The sequence below is a fragment of the Xanthomonas hortorum genome (genome assembly GCF_011305375.1).
In the GTDB taxonomy this organism is placed as follows: domain Bacteria; phylum Pseudomonadota; class Gammaproteobacteria; order Xanthomonadales; family Xanthomonadaceae; genus Xanthomonas; species Xanthomonas hortorum_E.
This window is the reverse complement of the sequence record NZ_VCME01000016.1, coordinates 95,883-109,844: the sequence shown is the minus strand read 5'-3', so window position 1 is coordinate 109,844 and position 13,962 is coordinate 95,883. Positions and strand designations below refer to the sequence as shown.

General features: G+C 66.1%; 15 protein-coding genes. 1 reads left to right on the top strand and 14 read right to left on the bottom strand.

Features of this window, described 5'->3' with window-relative positions; translation table 11 throughout:
- Positions 1-72 precede the first annotated feature (72 nt).
- The 10 genes from FFY45_RS14990 to FFY45_RS14950 all read right to left on the bottom strand — a co-directional run bounded on the left by FFY45_RS14990 (position 73) and on the right by FFY45_RS14950 (position 9,699).
- The gene (locus tag FFY45_RS14990) at positions 73-816 is read right to left on the bottom strand and encodes a spermine/spermidine synthase domain-containing protein (protein WP_176341027.1); all 744 of its coding nucleotides are present in this window, start codon (positions 814-816) and stop codon (positions 73-75) included.
- Positions 813-1,778, bottom strand: a complete 966-nt coding sequence (locus FFY45_RS14985) for a 5'-nucleotidase (RefSeq protein ID WP_006450285.1) — start codon at positions 1,776-1,778, stop codon at positions 813-815. Before FFY45_RS14985 ends, FFY45_RS14990 begins: the two co-directional genes overlap by 4 nt.
- A 174-nt stretch (positions 1,779-1,952) precedes the next feature.
- Positions 1,953-2,729 (bottom strand): NAD kinase, encoded by a 777-nt coding sequence (locus tag FFY45_RS14980; RefSeq protein ID WP_006450286.1) that lies wholly within the window; start codon positions 2,727-2,729, stop codon positions 1,953-1,955.
- A 206-nt stretch (positions 2,730-2,935) separates the two neighbouring features.
- Positions 2,936-5,071 (bottom strand): bifunctional 23S rRNA (guanine(2069)-N(7))-methyltransferase RlmK/23S rRNA (guanine(2445)-N(2))-methyltransferase RlmL, encoded by a 2,136-nt coding sequence (rlmKL, locus tag FFY45_RS14975; protein WP_176341026.1) that lies wholly within the window; start codon positions 5,069-5,071, stop codon positions 2,936-2,938.
- Positions 5,068-5,259, bottom strand: a complete 192-nt coding sequence (locus tag FFY45_RS22355) for a hypothetical protein (protein ID WP_343204108.1) — start codon at positions 5,257-5,259, stop codon at positions 5,068-5,070. Before FFY45_RS22355 ends, rlmKL begins: the two co-directional genes overlap by 4 nt.
- Positions 5,238-6,851, bottom strand: a complete 1,614-nt coding sequence (locus tag FFY45_RS14970) for an ABC-F family ATP-binding cassette domain-containing protein (protein WP_176341025.1) — start codon at positions 6,849-6,851, stop codon at positions 5,238-5,240. The genes FFY45_RS22355 and FFY45_RS14970 overlap by 22 nt, the downstream gene beginning before the upstream one ends.
- Before the next feature lie 183 nt (positions 6,852-7,034).
- On the bottom strand, positions 7,035-7,991 hold the full coding sequence (locus FFY45_RS14965; protein WP_176341076.1) for an SAM-dependent methyltransferase: 957 nt from the start codon (positions 7,989-7,991) through the stop codon (positions 7,035-7,037).
- A gap of 145 nt (positions 7,992-8,136) precedes the next feature.
- Positions 8,137-8,643 (bottom strand): GNAT family N-acetyltransferase, encoded by a 507-nt coding sequence (locus FFY45_RS14960; RefSeq protein ID WP_176341024.1) that lies wholly within the window; start codon positions 8,641-8,643, stop codon positions 8,137-8,139.
- A gap of 40 nt (positions 8,644-8,683) precedes the next feature.
- A complete protein-coding gene (locus FFY45_RS14955; RefSeq protein WP_176341023.1) occupies positions 8,684-9,211 on the bottom strand; it encodes an alpha/beta hydrolase in 528 nt (175 codons plus the stop codon).
- Positions 9,208-9,699: an MOSC domain-containing protein gene (locus FFY45_RS14950; protein ID WP_176341022.1), complete on the bottom strand. Its 492-nt coding sequence runs from the start codon at positions 9,697-9,699 to the stop codon at positions 9,208-9,210. Before FFY45_RS14950 ends, FFY45_RS14955 begins: the two co-directional genes overlap by 4 nt.
- 23 nt (positions 9,700-9,722) lie before the next feature.
- Here FFY45_RS14950 and FFY45_RS14945 point away from each other — a divergent pair, with 23 nt between their 5' ends.
- On the top strand, positions 9,723-10,298 hold the full coding sequence (locus FFY45_RS14945) for an N-acetylmuramoyl-L-alanine amidase (RefSeq protein ID WP_176341021.1): 576 nt from the start codon (positions 9,723-9,725) through the stop codon (positions 10,296-10,298).
- A 9-nt stretch (positions 10,299-10,307) separates the two neighbouring features.
- Here FFY45_RS14945 and FFY45_RS14940 read toward each other — a convergent pair whose 3' ends face one another.
- From FFY45_RS14940 to FFY45_RS14925, 4 genes are all read right to left on the bottom strand, one after another.
- Entirely contained in the window at positions 10,308-11,261 is a 954-nt protein-coding gene (locus FFY45_RS14940; RefSeq protein WP_176341020.1) for a DUF1684 domain-containing protein, read from the bottom strand.
- A 92-nt stretch (positions 11,262-11,353) separates the two neighbouring features.
- The gene (locus FFY45_RS14935) at positions 11,354-12,226 is read right to left on the bottom strand and encodes a sulfurtransferase (protein WP_176341019.1); all 873 of its coding nucleotides are present in this window, start codon (positions 12,224-12,226) and stop codon (positions 11,354-11,356) included.
- Positions 12,223-13,020: a CoA pyrophosphatase gene (locus FFY45_RS14930; protein ID WP_176341018.1), complete on the bottom strand. Its 798-nt coding sequence runs from the start codon at positions 13,018-13,020 to the stop codon at positions 12,223-12,225. The genes FFY45_RS14935 and FFY45_RS14930 overlap by 4 nt, the downstream gene beginning before the upstream one ends.
- A 125-nt stretch (positions 13,021-13,145) precedes the next feature.
- Positions 13,146-13,844, bottom strand: coding sequence for an FKBP-type peptidyl-prolyl cis-trans isomerase (locus tag FFY45_RS14925; protein WP_006450296.1), 699 nt, complete (start codon positions 13,842-13,844; stop codon positions 13,146-13,148).
- Between the last annotated feature and the right edge of the window lie 118 nt (positions 13,845-13,962).

The window sequence follows — 13,962 nt, the reverse complement described above, 5'->3', positions numbered from 1 at the left end:
TTGCAGGCGCGCTTGTAACTTTCGACATCGCGCCCGCTTGCAACGAGTGTCAAACCGCTCAGCTACAGCGGCTTACGCATACCGCCAGGCCCGTTCCATCCACGCCGCTTGCAGCCGCAGCATCGACGGCCGCAACTGCCGACGCGCCGACCACGGCAACGACGCCAACGCCTGCTCCGCCGTGCCAGGCGTGCGTTTGCCATTCCAGGCGTACAGCACCTGATTGCGCAGATCCGGCTCGGGCAACAGCAGCACCCGCCCATCGAAGACATCGCGCAGCTTGGCCAGATGCCCGGCAAGCGGCACCTGGAACAGGTTCAACGCCAGCACACCGCCTGGTGTCAGCGCAGCGCGGCAATCGGCGTAGAACTCGGGCGTGCACAGCGCGGGCGGAATGCCGTCGGCATCGTAGGCATCCAACAGCAACAGGTCGTAGCGCCCGGCACGCGTGCCGATCCACTGTGCACCATCGCCGTGCGTGACCTCAAGCCGGGCATCGTCGCGCGGCACGGCAAACGCATCGCGCAACGCCAGCACCTGCGCATCGGCGTCCACCGCCTCGATGCGCGTGCTGCGCAGATAACGATGGCAGAACTTGGCCTGCGCGCCGCCGCCAAATCCAACAATGCCGATGCGCTCGGGGCGCGGCTGCAGCCACAACGCGGCCAGCATGCCGCGCGTGTACGGCAGCATCAGCCGAGACGGCGCCCAGCGCGACATGCGGGTCTGCACGGTGTCGTCGGCGAAATACAGTTCCAACTGACGCCAGCTGGAGCGCAGCGCGGCGCGTGCAGACGGCTTCGGTGCGTCGCTCACCTGCTCGGCGGATCGTTGGCCACGCCATGCGGCACATGACCGGCCGCCACATGCTGATGCTGGCGCGCACTGTCGATGTTGTGCTGCGAATCGTCGAAGAAGATATCCGCGCCGAACGCCTCCAGAAACGGCCCCTTGTGGCGCCCACCCAGGAACAAGGCCTCGTCCAGACGCACGCCCCACTCGCGCAGGGTGCGGATCACCCGCTCATGCGCCGGTGCCGAGCGCGCGGTGACCAGCGCAGTGCGGATCGGCGAGGCCTCGCCGGGCGGAAATGCCGCCTGCAGCGTGTGCAACGCAGACAGAAAATTGCGGAACGGCCCGACCGACAGCGGCTCGCGCGCGCGTTCGCGTTCGTGACGTCCAAACGCCTCCACGCCCTGCTCGCGCGAAATACGCTCGCTCTCGTCGCCAAAGATCACTGCATCGCCGTCGAAGGCGATACGCAGCTGCGTCGGCAAGCGGCTCTCGTCGTTGTCCACGATCGCCGCTGCCGCCTCGGCGCGTTCGCCCGGCGCGCGCGGCATGATGGTCGCCGCCGCAATGCCATGGGTGAGTGCACGCCGCACCGATTCCGGATTGGCCGACAGAAACAGATCGGTGCCGAACGGCTTCACGTACGGCCAGGTCGGCTGCCCGGAAGTGAAGGTCGCCCGCACGATGCCCAGGTTGTAGTGTTGGATCGAATTGAAGATGCGCAAGCCGGTATCGGCCGAATTACGCGAGAGCAGGATCACCTCCACCCGCGGCGCGTCTTCGGGCACATCGTGGTTGAGCGCCAGCAGCTTGCGCACCACCGGGAATGCCACGCCCGGCTCCAGGATGTCGTCCTCATGCTCACGCTGGAACGCCGAATACGCCTCCACACCATCGGCCTCGAACAGCGCGTGACCTTCTTCGAGGTCGAACAGCGCGCGCGAGGTGACCGCGACGGTCAGGAGCCTGGGGGAGTTGTCAGTCATTGTGGGGCCGGGATTTGGGATTCGGGATTTGGGATTGGTTTGAAGCAGGAACCGTAGGTCGGGAGTTGATCGCCCATCCGCACAGCATCGTAGCGCGTGCGAGCGATTCCAAAGACGACGTGCCGCGCTGCTGCCGTTGCCAATCCCGAATCCCGAATGCCCAATCCCTGCCCCTCACACCGCAAACTGCTCGCTGAAAATGCGCTCTTCCAGATTGTGTTCGGGATCGAACAGCAGCGTCACCTGGCGCTGCGTGGACTCGCGAATGGTCACTTCGATCACGTCGCGGATCTCGTGCGAGTCGGCGGTGACGCTGACCGGGCGCTTGTACGGGTCCAGCACGCGGAAGCACACTTCGGTATCGGCCTTGAGGATGGCGCCGCGCCAGCGACGCGGGCGATACGGGGCGATCGGCGTCAGCGCCAGCGTGTGCGAGCCCAGCGGCAGAATCGGCCCGTGCGCGGAATAGTTGTACGCGGTGCTACCGGCTGGCGTGGCGACCATCACCCCGTCGCCGATCAGCTCGGCAATGCGGGTCTGACCATTGAGATCCACACTCAGATGCGCGGCCTGGCGGGTCTGGCGCAGCAGCGAGACCTCGTTGTAGGCCAGCGACACCGTGCTGGCACCGGACTCGGTCTGCACCTGCATTTCCAGCGGGCGCAGATGCGCCGGTTCGGCGCGTTGCAGCCGCGCGAGCAGGTCGTCTTCGTCGTCGCGGTATTGGTTCATCAAAAACCCGACCGAGCCCAGTTTCATGCCGAACACCGGCTTGCTGGCGGCGCCGTGCCGATGCAGGGTCTGCAGCATGAAACCGTCACCGCCCAGGGCGCAGACGATGTCGGCGGTGGCCAGCGGATGATCGCCATAGCGCTGCACAAGATGCGCGCGCGCGGTCACTGCCGGCTCGGCGTGACTGGCGAGAAAGGCGATGCGGGGTGGTGCGGTCATCGTTGACTCCAAAGCATGCGAATCAGCATACCGCAGCGCTGTGCCGGGCTTGTTGCGGCCACGCCCTGCCCTCGCATGCCCGGCCGCGATTGCGCCTGCGTGATCAAGCGCAGCCGGTGGTGCGGCGCACAGCAGCCAGGCGAGCGCGGGCGATACCAGGCGCGCAACGCGCACACCGCCCGGTCAGACGCGACCGGGCCACTTCATCACGCCGTCAACCGCCACGCCCGATGGATCCGCGCATGCCGTTCGAAATCCGGGTCGATGGTGCGCGGGCTGATTTCCTCGCACTGCGCGAACTCGGCCACCAATTCCTCATCCAGCTTGAAGCGGCGGAAGTTGTTGGAGAAATACAGCACCCCGCCCGGCGCCAGACGCGCCACCGCCGCGCGCAACAGCCGCACATGCTCGCGCTGGATGTCGAAGTCCTCTGCGCGCGCAGAGTTGGAGAAGGTCGGCGGGTCGCAGAAGATCACGTCGAAATGCGCGCGCTCGGCTTCCAGCCAGGCCAGTGCGTCGGCCTGCACCAGCTTGTGCTTGCTGCCGGCCTGGCCGTTCAAGGCCAGGTTGTCGGCGCACCACTGCAGATAGGTGCCGGACAGGTCCACGCTGGTGGTGGAGCTCGCACCCGCCACCGCCGCCTGCACGCTGGCCACGCCGGTGTAGCAGAACAGATTAAGGAAGCGCCGCCCCTTGGATTGCGTGGCCATGGTGCCGCGCAACGGACGATGGTCCAGAAACAGCCCGGTATCCAGGTAATCGAACAGATTCACCCGCAGCAGCGCGCCGTGCTCGCGCACATTGATGACCTCATTGCGCTGCTCGAAGCGGCCGTACTTGCTGCCGCCCTTGCCACGCTCGCGCGATTTGAGCGCAACACGCTCGCCCGGCACCTCGAACACCTCGCGTGCGGCGGCCAGCAGTTCGCCCAGACGACGGCGCACATCGGCTTCCGGAATCGTCGCCGGCGCGGCGTATTCCTGCACATGCAGAAACACGCGGCGATCGCCATCGGCTTGCTGATACACATCGATGGCGGCGGAATATTCCGGCAGATCGGCGTCATAGACGCGGAAGCATTCGATGCCTTCGCGCGCGCGCCACTTCTTGAACTTCTGCAGATTCTTGCGCAAACGGTTTGCGACCATCTGCGCGCCTTCGCTGAGCGCGGTCGGCGCCGCCAGCGGGGTGCGCCGCGGCACTGCGATCGGGTCGCAGACGATCAGTGCGCATTCGATCGCGCCGTTGAACAGCTGATACTTCTTGCCCGCACGCAGGCCGGTGGCATACGCCAGCTCGGCGTTGCCGCAGAGCAGGCTGGCCCGCCATTGCGGCACGGCGCGTTGCAAGGTATCGCCCAGGCGGCGATACAGCGCCGCATCGGCGGCCAGACGCTCGTCGTAAGGCGGATTGCACACCACCACGCCGGTGGCCTGCGGCGGAGTCTGCAGATCGCCCACCTCGCGCACGCCGAACCAGATCGCCTCGGCGACACCAGCCACCTGCGCATTTTCCTTGGCCGCGCGGATCGCATGCGGGTCCATGTCGCTGCCGTGGATCACCTGCTTGAGCGCGGCGCGGCCGAGACTGTCGCGCTCGCGCGCTTCGCTCACCAGCTGTTGCCAGCCCTCGCGGTCGAAGCCGCGCCAGCGGCTGGGGATATCGCTGCCATAGCGCTGCAGGCCGGGTGCGACATCGGCCGCCATCAGCGCGCCTTCGATCAACAAGGTGCCGCTGCCACACATCGGATCCAGCAGGCCGCCGCCATCGGCGTAGGCGCGCGGCCAACCGCCGCGCAGCAACACCGCTGCGGCCAGATTCTCCTTGAGTGGCGCTTCATTCTGCGCCATGCGCCAGCCGCGCCGATGCAGCGGGCCGCCACCCAGATCCACCGAGATGGTGGCGCGGCCCTTGCGCAGCGACAGGTTCAGACGCAGATCCGGGCTCTCCAGATCCACCGACGGGCGCTCCAGGCCCTGCCGGCGCATGGTGTCGACCACCGCATCCTTGATGCGCTGCGCCGCATAGCGCGCATGCGTGATCGCAGTGCCGGAGACATGCGCATCCACCGACAGCGTATGGCCGACAGACAGGTGCTCGTCCCATGGCAACTCGGAAACGCCGGCATACAGCGCGTCCTCGTCCGGGCAATCGAACTCGTTCAACGGCCACAGCACGCGGCTGGCCAGGCGCGACCATAGGACGGCGCGCTGCGCGTCGCGCATGTCGCCTTCGACGTTGACGCCGGAGATGGTGGCAGTGGCCTTGCTGGCACCGAGCGACAACAGCTCGTCGGCAAGCAGGTATTCCAGGCCCTTGGCACAGGATGCGAAGAATTTCACGTAGGCAGGTATCGATGGAGACGCCGGCCGTGGTGGCGAGCGTGAGAGCAGGACGCTGGGCCGGCGCCGTGGAGGGCAATGCCGTGGCCGCTGCGGGCGGGGCGCAAATGGTCGGCCATCGGCGCCGGCTTTACCAGCCCGGCGGCCGCATTGCCCGCTGCGCGGTTCACCACGGTGCCAGCTGCCACTGCGCCTGCGCAGTATCCAGGCGCTGCCGCAGGCCCAGCCGCTGCAGGAAGGCGGCATCGTGCGAGGCGACGACCAGCGCCCCCAGGTAGCTGCGCAGCAGCGCCTCGATCGCCTCCACCGAGGCCAGATCCAGGTGATTGGTCGGCTCGTCCAGCAACAGCAGTTGCGCCGGCTGCGCCCGGTACAGCGCGCAGGCCAGCGCCGCCTTGAGCCGCTGGCCGCCGCTGAGCTGGCCGGTGGGCAGATCGGCACGCGTCTGGTCCAGCCCCAGCAACGCCAGCCGCAGGCGCTGTGCGTGGGCTGGCGCGCCCGGGTTGGCAGCGTACAGTTGCGCAGCGGCCGAGCGCGCCGGGTCCAGCAGCCCCAGGTCCTGATCCAGATACGCCACCGGCACATGCACCTTGCAATGCCCTGCGCTCGGCTGCAGGTGTCCGGCCAACAACCGCAGCAACGACGATTTGCCGCTGCCATTGGGGCCGACCAGGCCAATCCGCGCCTGCCCATGCAACAACAGATCCACCCGACGCCCGCCCAACAGCCCGTTCGACAGTTCCACTTGCTGCAGCGTGGCCAGACGCCGCGACGCGCCGGCTGGCGCTGCAGGCGCCAATACTGCGATTGCGGGATCGGCCTCCACCTGCGCTGCGGCCTGCACCACTGCCTCGCTCAGCCGTGCCTGTTCGGCCTGACGTTGCTGCTGCAGCCGCCCGGCGCTGTTTTCGCTGCGTTGCTTCTGCCCGCCGAGCAGGATCGCCGCTTGATTGGCCTGCCCGGCAGCACGCGCGCCGCGTGCCTGGCGTTGTTGCTGACCCTGCTGCTGCTCGCGCAGCGCCTGCTCGCCGCGTGCGCGTGCATGCTTGCGCTGTGCCAGCAGGTCGCCGGCCGCCTGCTGTTCCAGCGCGCGCTGCTGGGCGTAGAACGCGTAATTGCCGCCATAACTGCGCAGCCCGTGCGCGGACAGCTCCAGAATGCGCTGCATCGCGTCGAGCAAGCTGCGGTCATGGCTGATCACCACCAGGCCACCGCTCCACGCCTGCAGCTGATCCATCAGCCGCTGGCGTTGCGGGCCATCCAGATGATTGCTGGGCTCATCCAGAATCAACAGGTCCGGCTGGGTCAGAAATGCACCGGCCAACGCCACGCGTATCGCTTCGCCGCCGCTGAGTTGCGCCGCCAGTGCATATGGATCGCGCCCGCCCAAGCCTTGTCGCTCCAGTTCTGCGGCAAATTGCGCATGCGCGCTCCAGCGCTCGCCAACCAGGTCGAAATCGGCTGGCGCCACACTGCCAGCAGCGATCCTGTCCAGCGCCTCCAGCAGCGGCGCGATGCCCGCCAACTCGGCAATGGTTTGTCCAGGCGCAACGCTCACCCGCTGCGGCAGGTAATGCACGCTGCCGCTGCGCACGCAACGCCCGGCGCTGGGCAGCAACTCACCAGCCAACAGGCGCGCAAGCACACTCTTGCCCACGCCATTTCGCCCGACCAAGCCGGTGAGGCGCTGGTCGATGTGAATCGTCAGATCAGAAAACAGCGGGCTGCCATCGGGCAGCAGATACGCAACGCTCTCCAGCGTCAGCGACGAACAGGTCATACGTGTCTCCATTGCATGCCAGCACACGCGCCGATCCAACCGGACCAGCAGCGGGTAAGGCCGTCCTCACGACGGCGGCATCAATGGCGCATTTGACCAATCCTCAGACAGTGGACAACGCGGCAGAGTCTAAGTCAGCGCGCCCTGCAAACGGAACCCCGGGCAGTTCGCGATGTTGCCGACTCATCGACCCAATGGCTTCTGCGCCATCACCGTCGGAAATATGCTGGCGGCGTCGTCGATAAACCGGATATCGGTAAACCCGGCGCTTTCCAGCTGCAGACGGGTGTGTGCATGGGTCCGGAACGAGGCCCAGCGCGCTTGTACGATCTCGGCGAATATCTGGTTCTGCAGGGTCAGCGCCTCCGCATCGATGTTCTCCAACTTCCACGGCGACTCGGCAGAGATGCTCGGCGGCGGAGTCAGAAAACTTGCGACCAGCACGCCACCTGGCGTCAGTCGATCGAAAAAGGCGCGATACAGCGCAATCACGCGCCCGTCGTCCGGCTCGTAGATATTCAGACCATTGCTCGTCAGCACATCCACCTCATCGCCAGGGCCGGGTGTCCATGCGTCCTCAAGACGCAGCGAAAGCTGCCCCTCCAGCCCATGCTGCCGTGCGAGTTGGAGCGCCCCTTCCAAGGCCTGCGGATCCAGATCGATGCCGATCAGGCGCACGTCCGGGCACTCCCGGTAATCCAGCATCAACAGCTCCCCCATCCATCCACAGGGCACCGATGCCAGCGTCATGCCTGGCCGCAGCAGCCCCTGCATCTGCTGCCTGAAGATGCCGAACCGTTCGCGGGTAGCCAACGCCGCAGGCGCTTTCTCGAAAATATGGCGTTCCATCGCCGACATCGAATCGTTTGGCTGTGCATCAGAGCGATACGTCACCATCTGATGGGTCCAATAGGCATTCAGCCCACGATTTCTGAGCAGAAACCGACCGAACTCGATCGACCAGAGCGCATCGACCAGACCGATCAAACGTTGAACCACCGCATCGGATCGATCGCCGGTCTGGCGCAGACGCAATTTGATCGATGCCAACACTGCGGCATCGTCCTGGTGATCGCCACCGTGGGAAATCAGTCGGCCCGCATGCGCGGCCTGACCCAGGTCTTCATCATCGCGTTGCATCTTCCACCTCGACAGGAGAGCGCCATTGCAGCTCTCGCAATGCTGCGATCCCTGCCGGCGTCCTGACGTCTCGATAGCGATGGAAGATGCCGCCGAGCGAACTGCACTGGCGCAGATCTCGGCAAGAGGTCGATAGAGCCTCGACTCAACCCAGTCCGAAGGCCGGGTGATAGGACACATCGGCCAACGGCAGCAACCGATCGCCGAAAGCCAGCGCCTGCAGCTCGGACACAGGGACGTCGGGCAACACCAGGCCCGGCTCCACCGCAAACCCCAGACGCTTGAAAAACGCCGGTTCGCCCAGTGCAAGACAGCCGGCTGCACCGCGCTCGCGCAAGTTCGCCAGTGCAGATTGCACCAGGCGCGTGCCCACGCCCTGGCGCTGATGCCCCGGCCCGATCGCCAGCGGACCCAGCGCGTACCAGCCTGGCGAGTCGTCCGACAGCGACACCGGCGATACCGCCAGATGTCCGACCACATAGCCGTCGTGGTCGGCCACCAACGACAACGCCAGCGCGCCGTCGTTGCGCAACGCGGCAATCACGTGTTGCTCGTCATGGCGGCTGTGGTCGGAGCGCATGAACGCGACCATCGTCAGCAGTTCGATCGCGGCGGCATCGCCGTCGCTCGCTTCGCGGATCAACACATCCATCGGCAACTCCGCACGCAGCACGCAATCAGGTGCGGACGCATCACAGACTCTGCAACAGTTCGGCGAATGCACGCGCCGACGCATCCACATGCGACGCCAGCCGGTGTTCGTCGTCGACCAGCAACAAGCGCGCATTGCGCGCCTGCGCCCAGGCGATCACATCGGCAGCGGGAATCAATTCATCGCGCCAGGCATGCACGATCGAAATCGGCACGGCCGCCGCATCCAGTACCGGCAACGGGCCCATCCTGGTCGGCGGCACCATCAAAAACAGCCCGCGCGTTGGCACCTGCAACGACACCTGCGCAGCGATATACGAGCCCAGGCTGGAGCCGACCAACACCAGCGGCCCCTTGTCGGACGCCGCACGCGCGATCTGCAGCAGACGCTGCATCCGGCCTTGCACATCACCGAGCGAACTCACCTCGCGGCGCGCATCCAGATCGGTGTAGTCCGGGCGCTCGTGGGTCCAGCCCAATTGTTCGGCGACATCCGCCAATGCGGTGACTTTCAGCGCGTCGGGGCCACTTTCGAAGCCGTGTGACAGGATGCAATGACCGCGGCTCATAGCGCCTGCACCGTATCGCCGATGCGCAGCACGCCGCCGCGCAGGATGCGCGCGCACAGTCCGCCATGGCCGCGCATCGCGTTGTAGCCACCGGCGCCCAGCGCATCTTCCATGCGCGAGCACGGGTCGCACGGATCGGTGCCTTCCAGCTCGACCTCGCCGATCCGAAAGCACCGCCCTTTCAAGGCGATCAGCGGGATGCCGGACACCACCAGATTGCGCCGCAACGTGGCTGGCGCGATTGTCGCGTGACCGGCCAGGGCGGCGATCACCGGCAGATGCTCGGCCTGGATCAAGGTCAGCCCACGCTTGCCGCTGCCGCCTTTATAGCGGTCGCCCACCAGACCAATGCCGGTGGTGGCCTGCGCCGCATCCACCTCCAGCATGGCCACATCGCGCGCCGGGCGCACGCCGATCCAGGTCACCTGGCCGGTCTGCGGCAGCGTTGCCATCAATTTGCCCAAAGGGCTGTCGGGATTCAAAGCCATCGTCGAATGCTAGCATCCGCTTCATGTCCGATGCCGTCCTGCCGTCTCCGCCGATCACCTACGCGCCGTTGTCCTACGAATCCCGGCTGGCGCGACGCGCGCTCACACAGATCGACATGGTGGTCATCCACTGCACCGAATTGCCCGACATGGCGATGGCGCGCGAATACGGCGAACGCGTGCTCTACGACAGCGGCACCGGCAACAGCGGCCATTACTACATCGACCGCAACGGCAGCATCCAGCAATACGTGGCGCTCGAGCGCGTGGCACATCACGTGCGCGGCCATAACCCGCATACGCTGGGCATCGAACTGGTCAATAGCGGCCGCTATCCGCATTGGCTGGACTCGCGTCATCAGGTCATGACCGAGCCCTATCCCAACGCCCAGATCGTCGCGCTGATCACCCTGCTGCAATGGCTGCAACAGCAGCTGCCATCGATCAGCCGCATCGCCGGTCATCAGGCACTGGACACCACCCAGGAAGCGGCCAGCGACGATCCGTCGCGCAAGATCCAACGCAAGCTCGACCCCGGCCCCATGTTTCCATGGCCGCGCATCGAAGCGGCCGTGACGTGGTCGCACGCATCGCGCTAAGCGCGGCGCTCAGCGCTCCGGCACGCGGTAGGTTTTCTCGCCTGCATTCACTGCGACATCTAGCCGATTTTCCGGTGGCGCGATCGGGCAGACCACGTGCGGCGTCAACGCGCAGGGCGGATTTTCGGCCAGATTGAAGTCCAGCACGATGCGGCCGTCGCGCGGCGCGGCGGTGTAGAGATAACGCGCACCGCCATAACTTTCCTTGCCGCTGGTGCGATCGGCGAACAGGAAAAACAGCCCCTCCCCGCCCTCCTGCGCCAGCGCCTGCAAGCGGTACTCGTGGCCATGGCGCGAAAACACCGCCTCGCCCGGTATATCGACCGTGAGCGGGGTGCCGATCGAGGTCAACAAGGTGGTCGCGCGCGGCGTGGAATAGGCCTCCCAGCGCGCCTGGAGGCGCCACCGCGGATCGGTTGGGAAATAGTCCAGCCCATCGACTTGGGTCAGCGCCGGCGCAGCCGGATCGCGAAAACGCCAGCCGAACAAACTGCCGGTCTGCACCAGATAGAACTGCCGGCCCTCCACATCCAGGCGATCGCCGCGCTGCCCTGCCCGCTCCGGTTCCAGGCTGACGCGATCGATGCGCTTCCCGTTCAATGTCACCGGCGCACCGGCGGCCGCTTCAAAGTGCACACGGCCATCGGTGTCCAGCGTCAGCTCCCCCAACTGCGCGGGACCGGCCGGCAACACGATGTCGCTCTGCGGATCGCTGCCCACCCGGTACTGGCCAGCACGCACACGACCGGAGCCGGTGTAGCTCAACCAACCGTCGGGGGCCCGCAACCGCGTCAAACGCTGTGCACGCGCACGTTCAAGCGCAACCTGATACACCGCCTGCTCATCGCTTTGTCCGCGACCGGCCAGACGCGCATCGTTGACGCCAGTGGTCGACCCCGCCGAGCACGCAGCCATCGACCACGCCGCGACGCAGAGTGCGCCGATCTGTAACTGCAACCGCATGAGTCACCCAACACTGCGAGAAACTGCGCTCCGCGCAGCGAACCTGCGTCCCCACAGGTCACCGTTCCTGTCGCTATTGTGCCTGCAATCGGTCAGGCAGTGGTCGCGACCGGACGTGCCGGGTCCTGCACCCAGCCGCTCCAGGAACCGGCGTAGACACGCGCGCCAGACAGACCGGCCACTTCCAATGCCAGCAGCAAATGGCAGGCAGTCACGCCCGATCCGCACATCACCACCGCGTGCTCGGGTGGAGTTGCACCCAGCAGCGCAGACAGCTCCGCACGTAATTCGTCTGCCGGCTTGAAACGGCCATCGCGCAGGCTCACACCCAATGGGCGACTCACCGCACCAGGTACATGCCCGGCCACCGGATCGACCGGCTCCACCTCGCCGCGAAAACGCTCGCCGGCACGCGCATCCAGCAGCCATCCCGGCGCCTGCTCCAGACGCGCCAGAAGTTGCTCGGCCTCGACCACCGCAGCGTTGTCGAAACTGCCCGAATACGCCGCGCCAGCCTGCAATGCAGGCGGCTCGGTACTTTCCGGCAATCCGGCAGCGCGCCACGCGGCCAATCCGCCATCCAGTACCGCCACGCGACGATGCCCCATCAATCGCAGCATCCACCACGCACGCGCGGCGGCCATGCTGCCGTCGGCAGCGTCGTAGACCACGACCTGACTGTCCGGATCGATGCCCCATTCGCCCAGCCGCTTGGCGAAGGCCGCGCTGTGCGGCAGCGGATGCCGGCCCTGACCAGGACGCGACAGATCGGCCAGATCATCGTTGAGATCCGCGTAATACGCGCCTGGCAGATGTCCCTGCGCATACGCGTTGCGCGCTGCATCCGGGTCCGGCGCAGTCGGCGGCGCGGCGCGGGCGTCCAGCAGCCGTAGCTGTGGATGGTGCAACGCGGCCGCCAAGGTGGCGCTATCGACCAGCGTGGTCCAGTCGGGATTGGCACTCATGCAACCTGCTCCAGGCGACGACGAAGATTGAGAAGAATGGCCGCAGTGGCGCCCCAGATACGCTGGCCCGGCCAATCGTACTCGAGCACACGGCGTGGCCGGCCGCGGAACTCCAGCTCCACGCTGCGCAGATTGTCCGGGTCCATCAGATACGCCAACGGCACTTCGAACACATCGGCCACTTCATCCGGCTGCGGCACCGCCACGAACGCCGGGTCGATCACCGCAACCACCGGCGTCACGCGAAACCCGCTGACGGTCAAAAACGGATCCAGATAACCCAATGCATGCACTTGATCCGCGCCGAGCGCGATCTCTTCGCAACTCTCGCGCAGCGCCGCAGCCGCCGCATCGGCATCGGAAGGCTCGATCCGCCCACCGGGAAAACTGACCTGCCCGGCGTGATGGCGCAGGCTGTCGGTGCGGCGCGTCAGCAGCACCATGCTGCCGTGCTCGCGTGGAATCAGACCGCACAACACCGCCGCTTCGGCAGAGGCGCCGCCTTCGGTCAGATCGATCAATTCGGCATGGTTCCAACCCGGCCCATCGGGCGCGGTGTCCAGCGAATACAGCGCACGCCGCAGCTGCGCGCATTCGGGCAGCCGTGCCGCCAATGCGCGCGCAGGCAGAACCGTCTGCAGATATGTCTGGCGTTCGGCGTCGCTCATGCTCATCCAGCGTGCAATTTCATCCAGGCTGCGCAGGCAGCCGACACAGTGTGACTGCGCGTCCAACGAACATACACCGATACAGGGGCTGGGCAGACTGCCTTCGTTCGCATCCTTGTCGGTCATCGCTCGCTCCTGCCGCCCCGCATCGTCAAGACCTCCGACCGACTTTTGCGCTCGCGCATGTCCGGTGGACCCAAACGACAACGCCGGCCTGGTGGCCGGCGTTGTCACAGCAACATCAAACGCAATTACTTGACGCTGACCAGCTTGATCTCGAACTGCACGGCCACGTTCGGCGGGAACGGCGTACGCGGGTCGGCACCGTAGGCCTTCTCCGGCGGCAAGGTCACTTCCCACTTCGAGCCGGCCGGCATCTGCAGCAGCGTATCGCGCATGGCCTGCATCTCGACTTCGCTGACCTTGATGGCCGGAATCTGCTGCGCCGGACGTGCCTTCTCGCGATCGCCGAAGGGGAACGGACCGGCCACTTCCAGCTGCACGGTGCTGGCCTGGGTCGGCTTGGCGCCCTTGCCGGCTTCGATCACGCGGTACTGCACGCCGCTCGGCAGCGTCTGCACGCCAGCGGTGCCCTTGTTCTTGGCCAGGAACTGGTCGCTCTTGGTCTTGTTGGCAGCAGCAGCCTTGTCGTACTCGGCCTTGGCCTGCTGGGCACGGCCCTGCTCACGCTTCTGGAACGCCTCGACGGCCGGCTTCAGCTGATCGGCAGTGATCGACGGCTGCTTTTTGGCATAGGCGTCTTGCAGACCCTTCACCACCGCATTGATGTCGAGCTGCTCGCCGCGACCGGTGAGCTCGGCAAGGTTGTTGCCGTAGTCATAGCCGAAGTAGTAGCTCAACTTGCCTTTCTCGGACGTTGTGTCCTGGGCCAGTGCATTGCCCGTCAGGGCCAGGGCCGCCACAGCGACCGCGATAGAACGCAACTTCATCAAACAATTCTCCAGGGTGGTGGCACAGGACGGGTCTGCCGCCTGAGATGACGCGCTAGGATAGCGGCCGCGATACCGAACCGCTACTTATCACGAAAGCTATGACCAGCAAGGCTTT

Coding starts and splice junctions, on each gene's coding strand:
- FFY45_RS14955 (WP_176341023.1), bottom strand. CDS start 9,211: ATGAGCCGCGGTCATTGCATCCTGTCACACGGCTTCGAAAGTGGCCCC.
- FFY45_RS14970 (WP_176341025.1), bottom strand. CDS start 6,851: ATGACCTGTTCGTCGCTGACGCTGGAGAGCGTTGCGTATCTGCTGCCC.
- FFY45_RS14985 (WP_006450285.1), bottom strand. CDS start 1,778: ATGACTGACAACTCCCCCAGGCTCCTGACCGTCGCGGTCACCTCGCGC.
- FFY45_RS14965 (WP_176341076.1), bottom strand. CDS start 7,991: ATGCAACGCGATGATGAAGACCTGGGTCAGGCCGCGCATGCGGGCCGA.
- FFY45_RS14950 (WP_176341022.1), bottom strand. CDS start 9,699: ATGGCTTTGAATCCCGACAGCCCTTTGGGCAAATTGATGGCAACGCTG.
- FFY45_RS14960 (WP_176341024.1), bottom strand. CDS start 8,643: ATGGATGTGTTGATCCGCGAAGCGAGCGACGGCGATGCCGCCGCGATC.
- FFY45_RS14930 (WP_176341018.1), bottom strand. CDS start 13,020: ATGACCGACAAGGATGCGAACGAAGGCAGTCTGCCCAGCCCCTGTATC.
- FFY45_RS14940 (WP_176341020.1), bottom strand. CDS start 11,261: ATGCGGTTGCAGTTACAGATCGGCGCACTCTGCGTCGCGGCGTGGTCG.
- FFY45_RS14935 (WP_176341019.1), bottom strand. CDS start 12,226: ATGAGTGCCAATCCCGACTGGACCACGCTGGTCGATAGCGCCACCTTG.
- FFY45_RS14980 (WP_006450286.1), bottom strand. CDS start 2,729: ATGACCGCACCACCCCGCATCGCCTTTCTCGCCAGTCACGCCGAGCCG.
- FFY45_RS14925 (WP_006450296.1), bottom strand. CDS start 13,844: ATGAAGTTGCGTTCTATCGCGGTCGCTGTGGCGGCCCTGGCCCTGACG.
- FFY45_RS14945 (WP_176341021.1), top strand. CDS start 9,723: ATGTCCGATGCCGTCCTGCCGTCTCCGCCGATCACCTACGCGCCGTTG.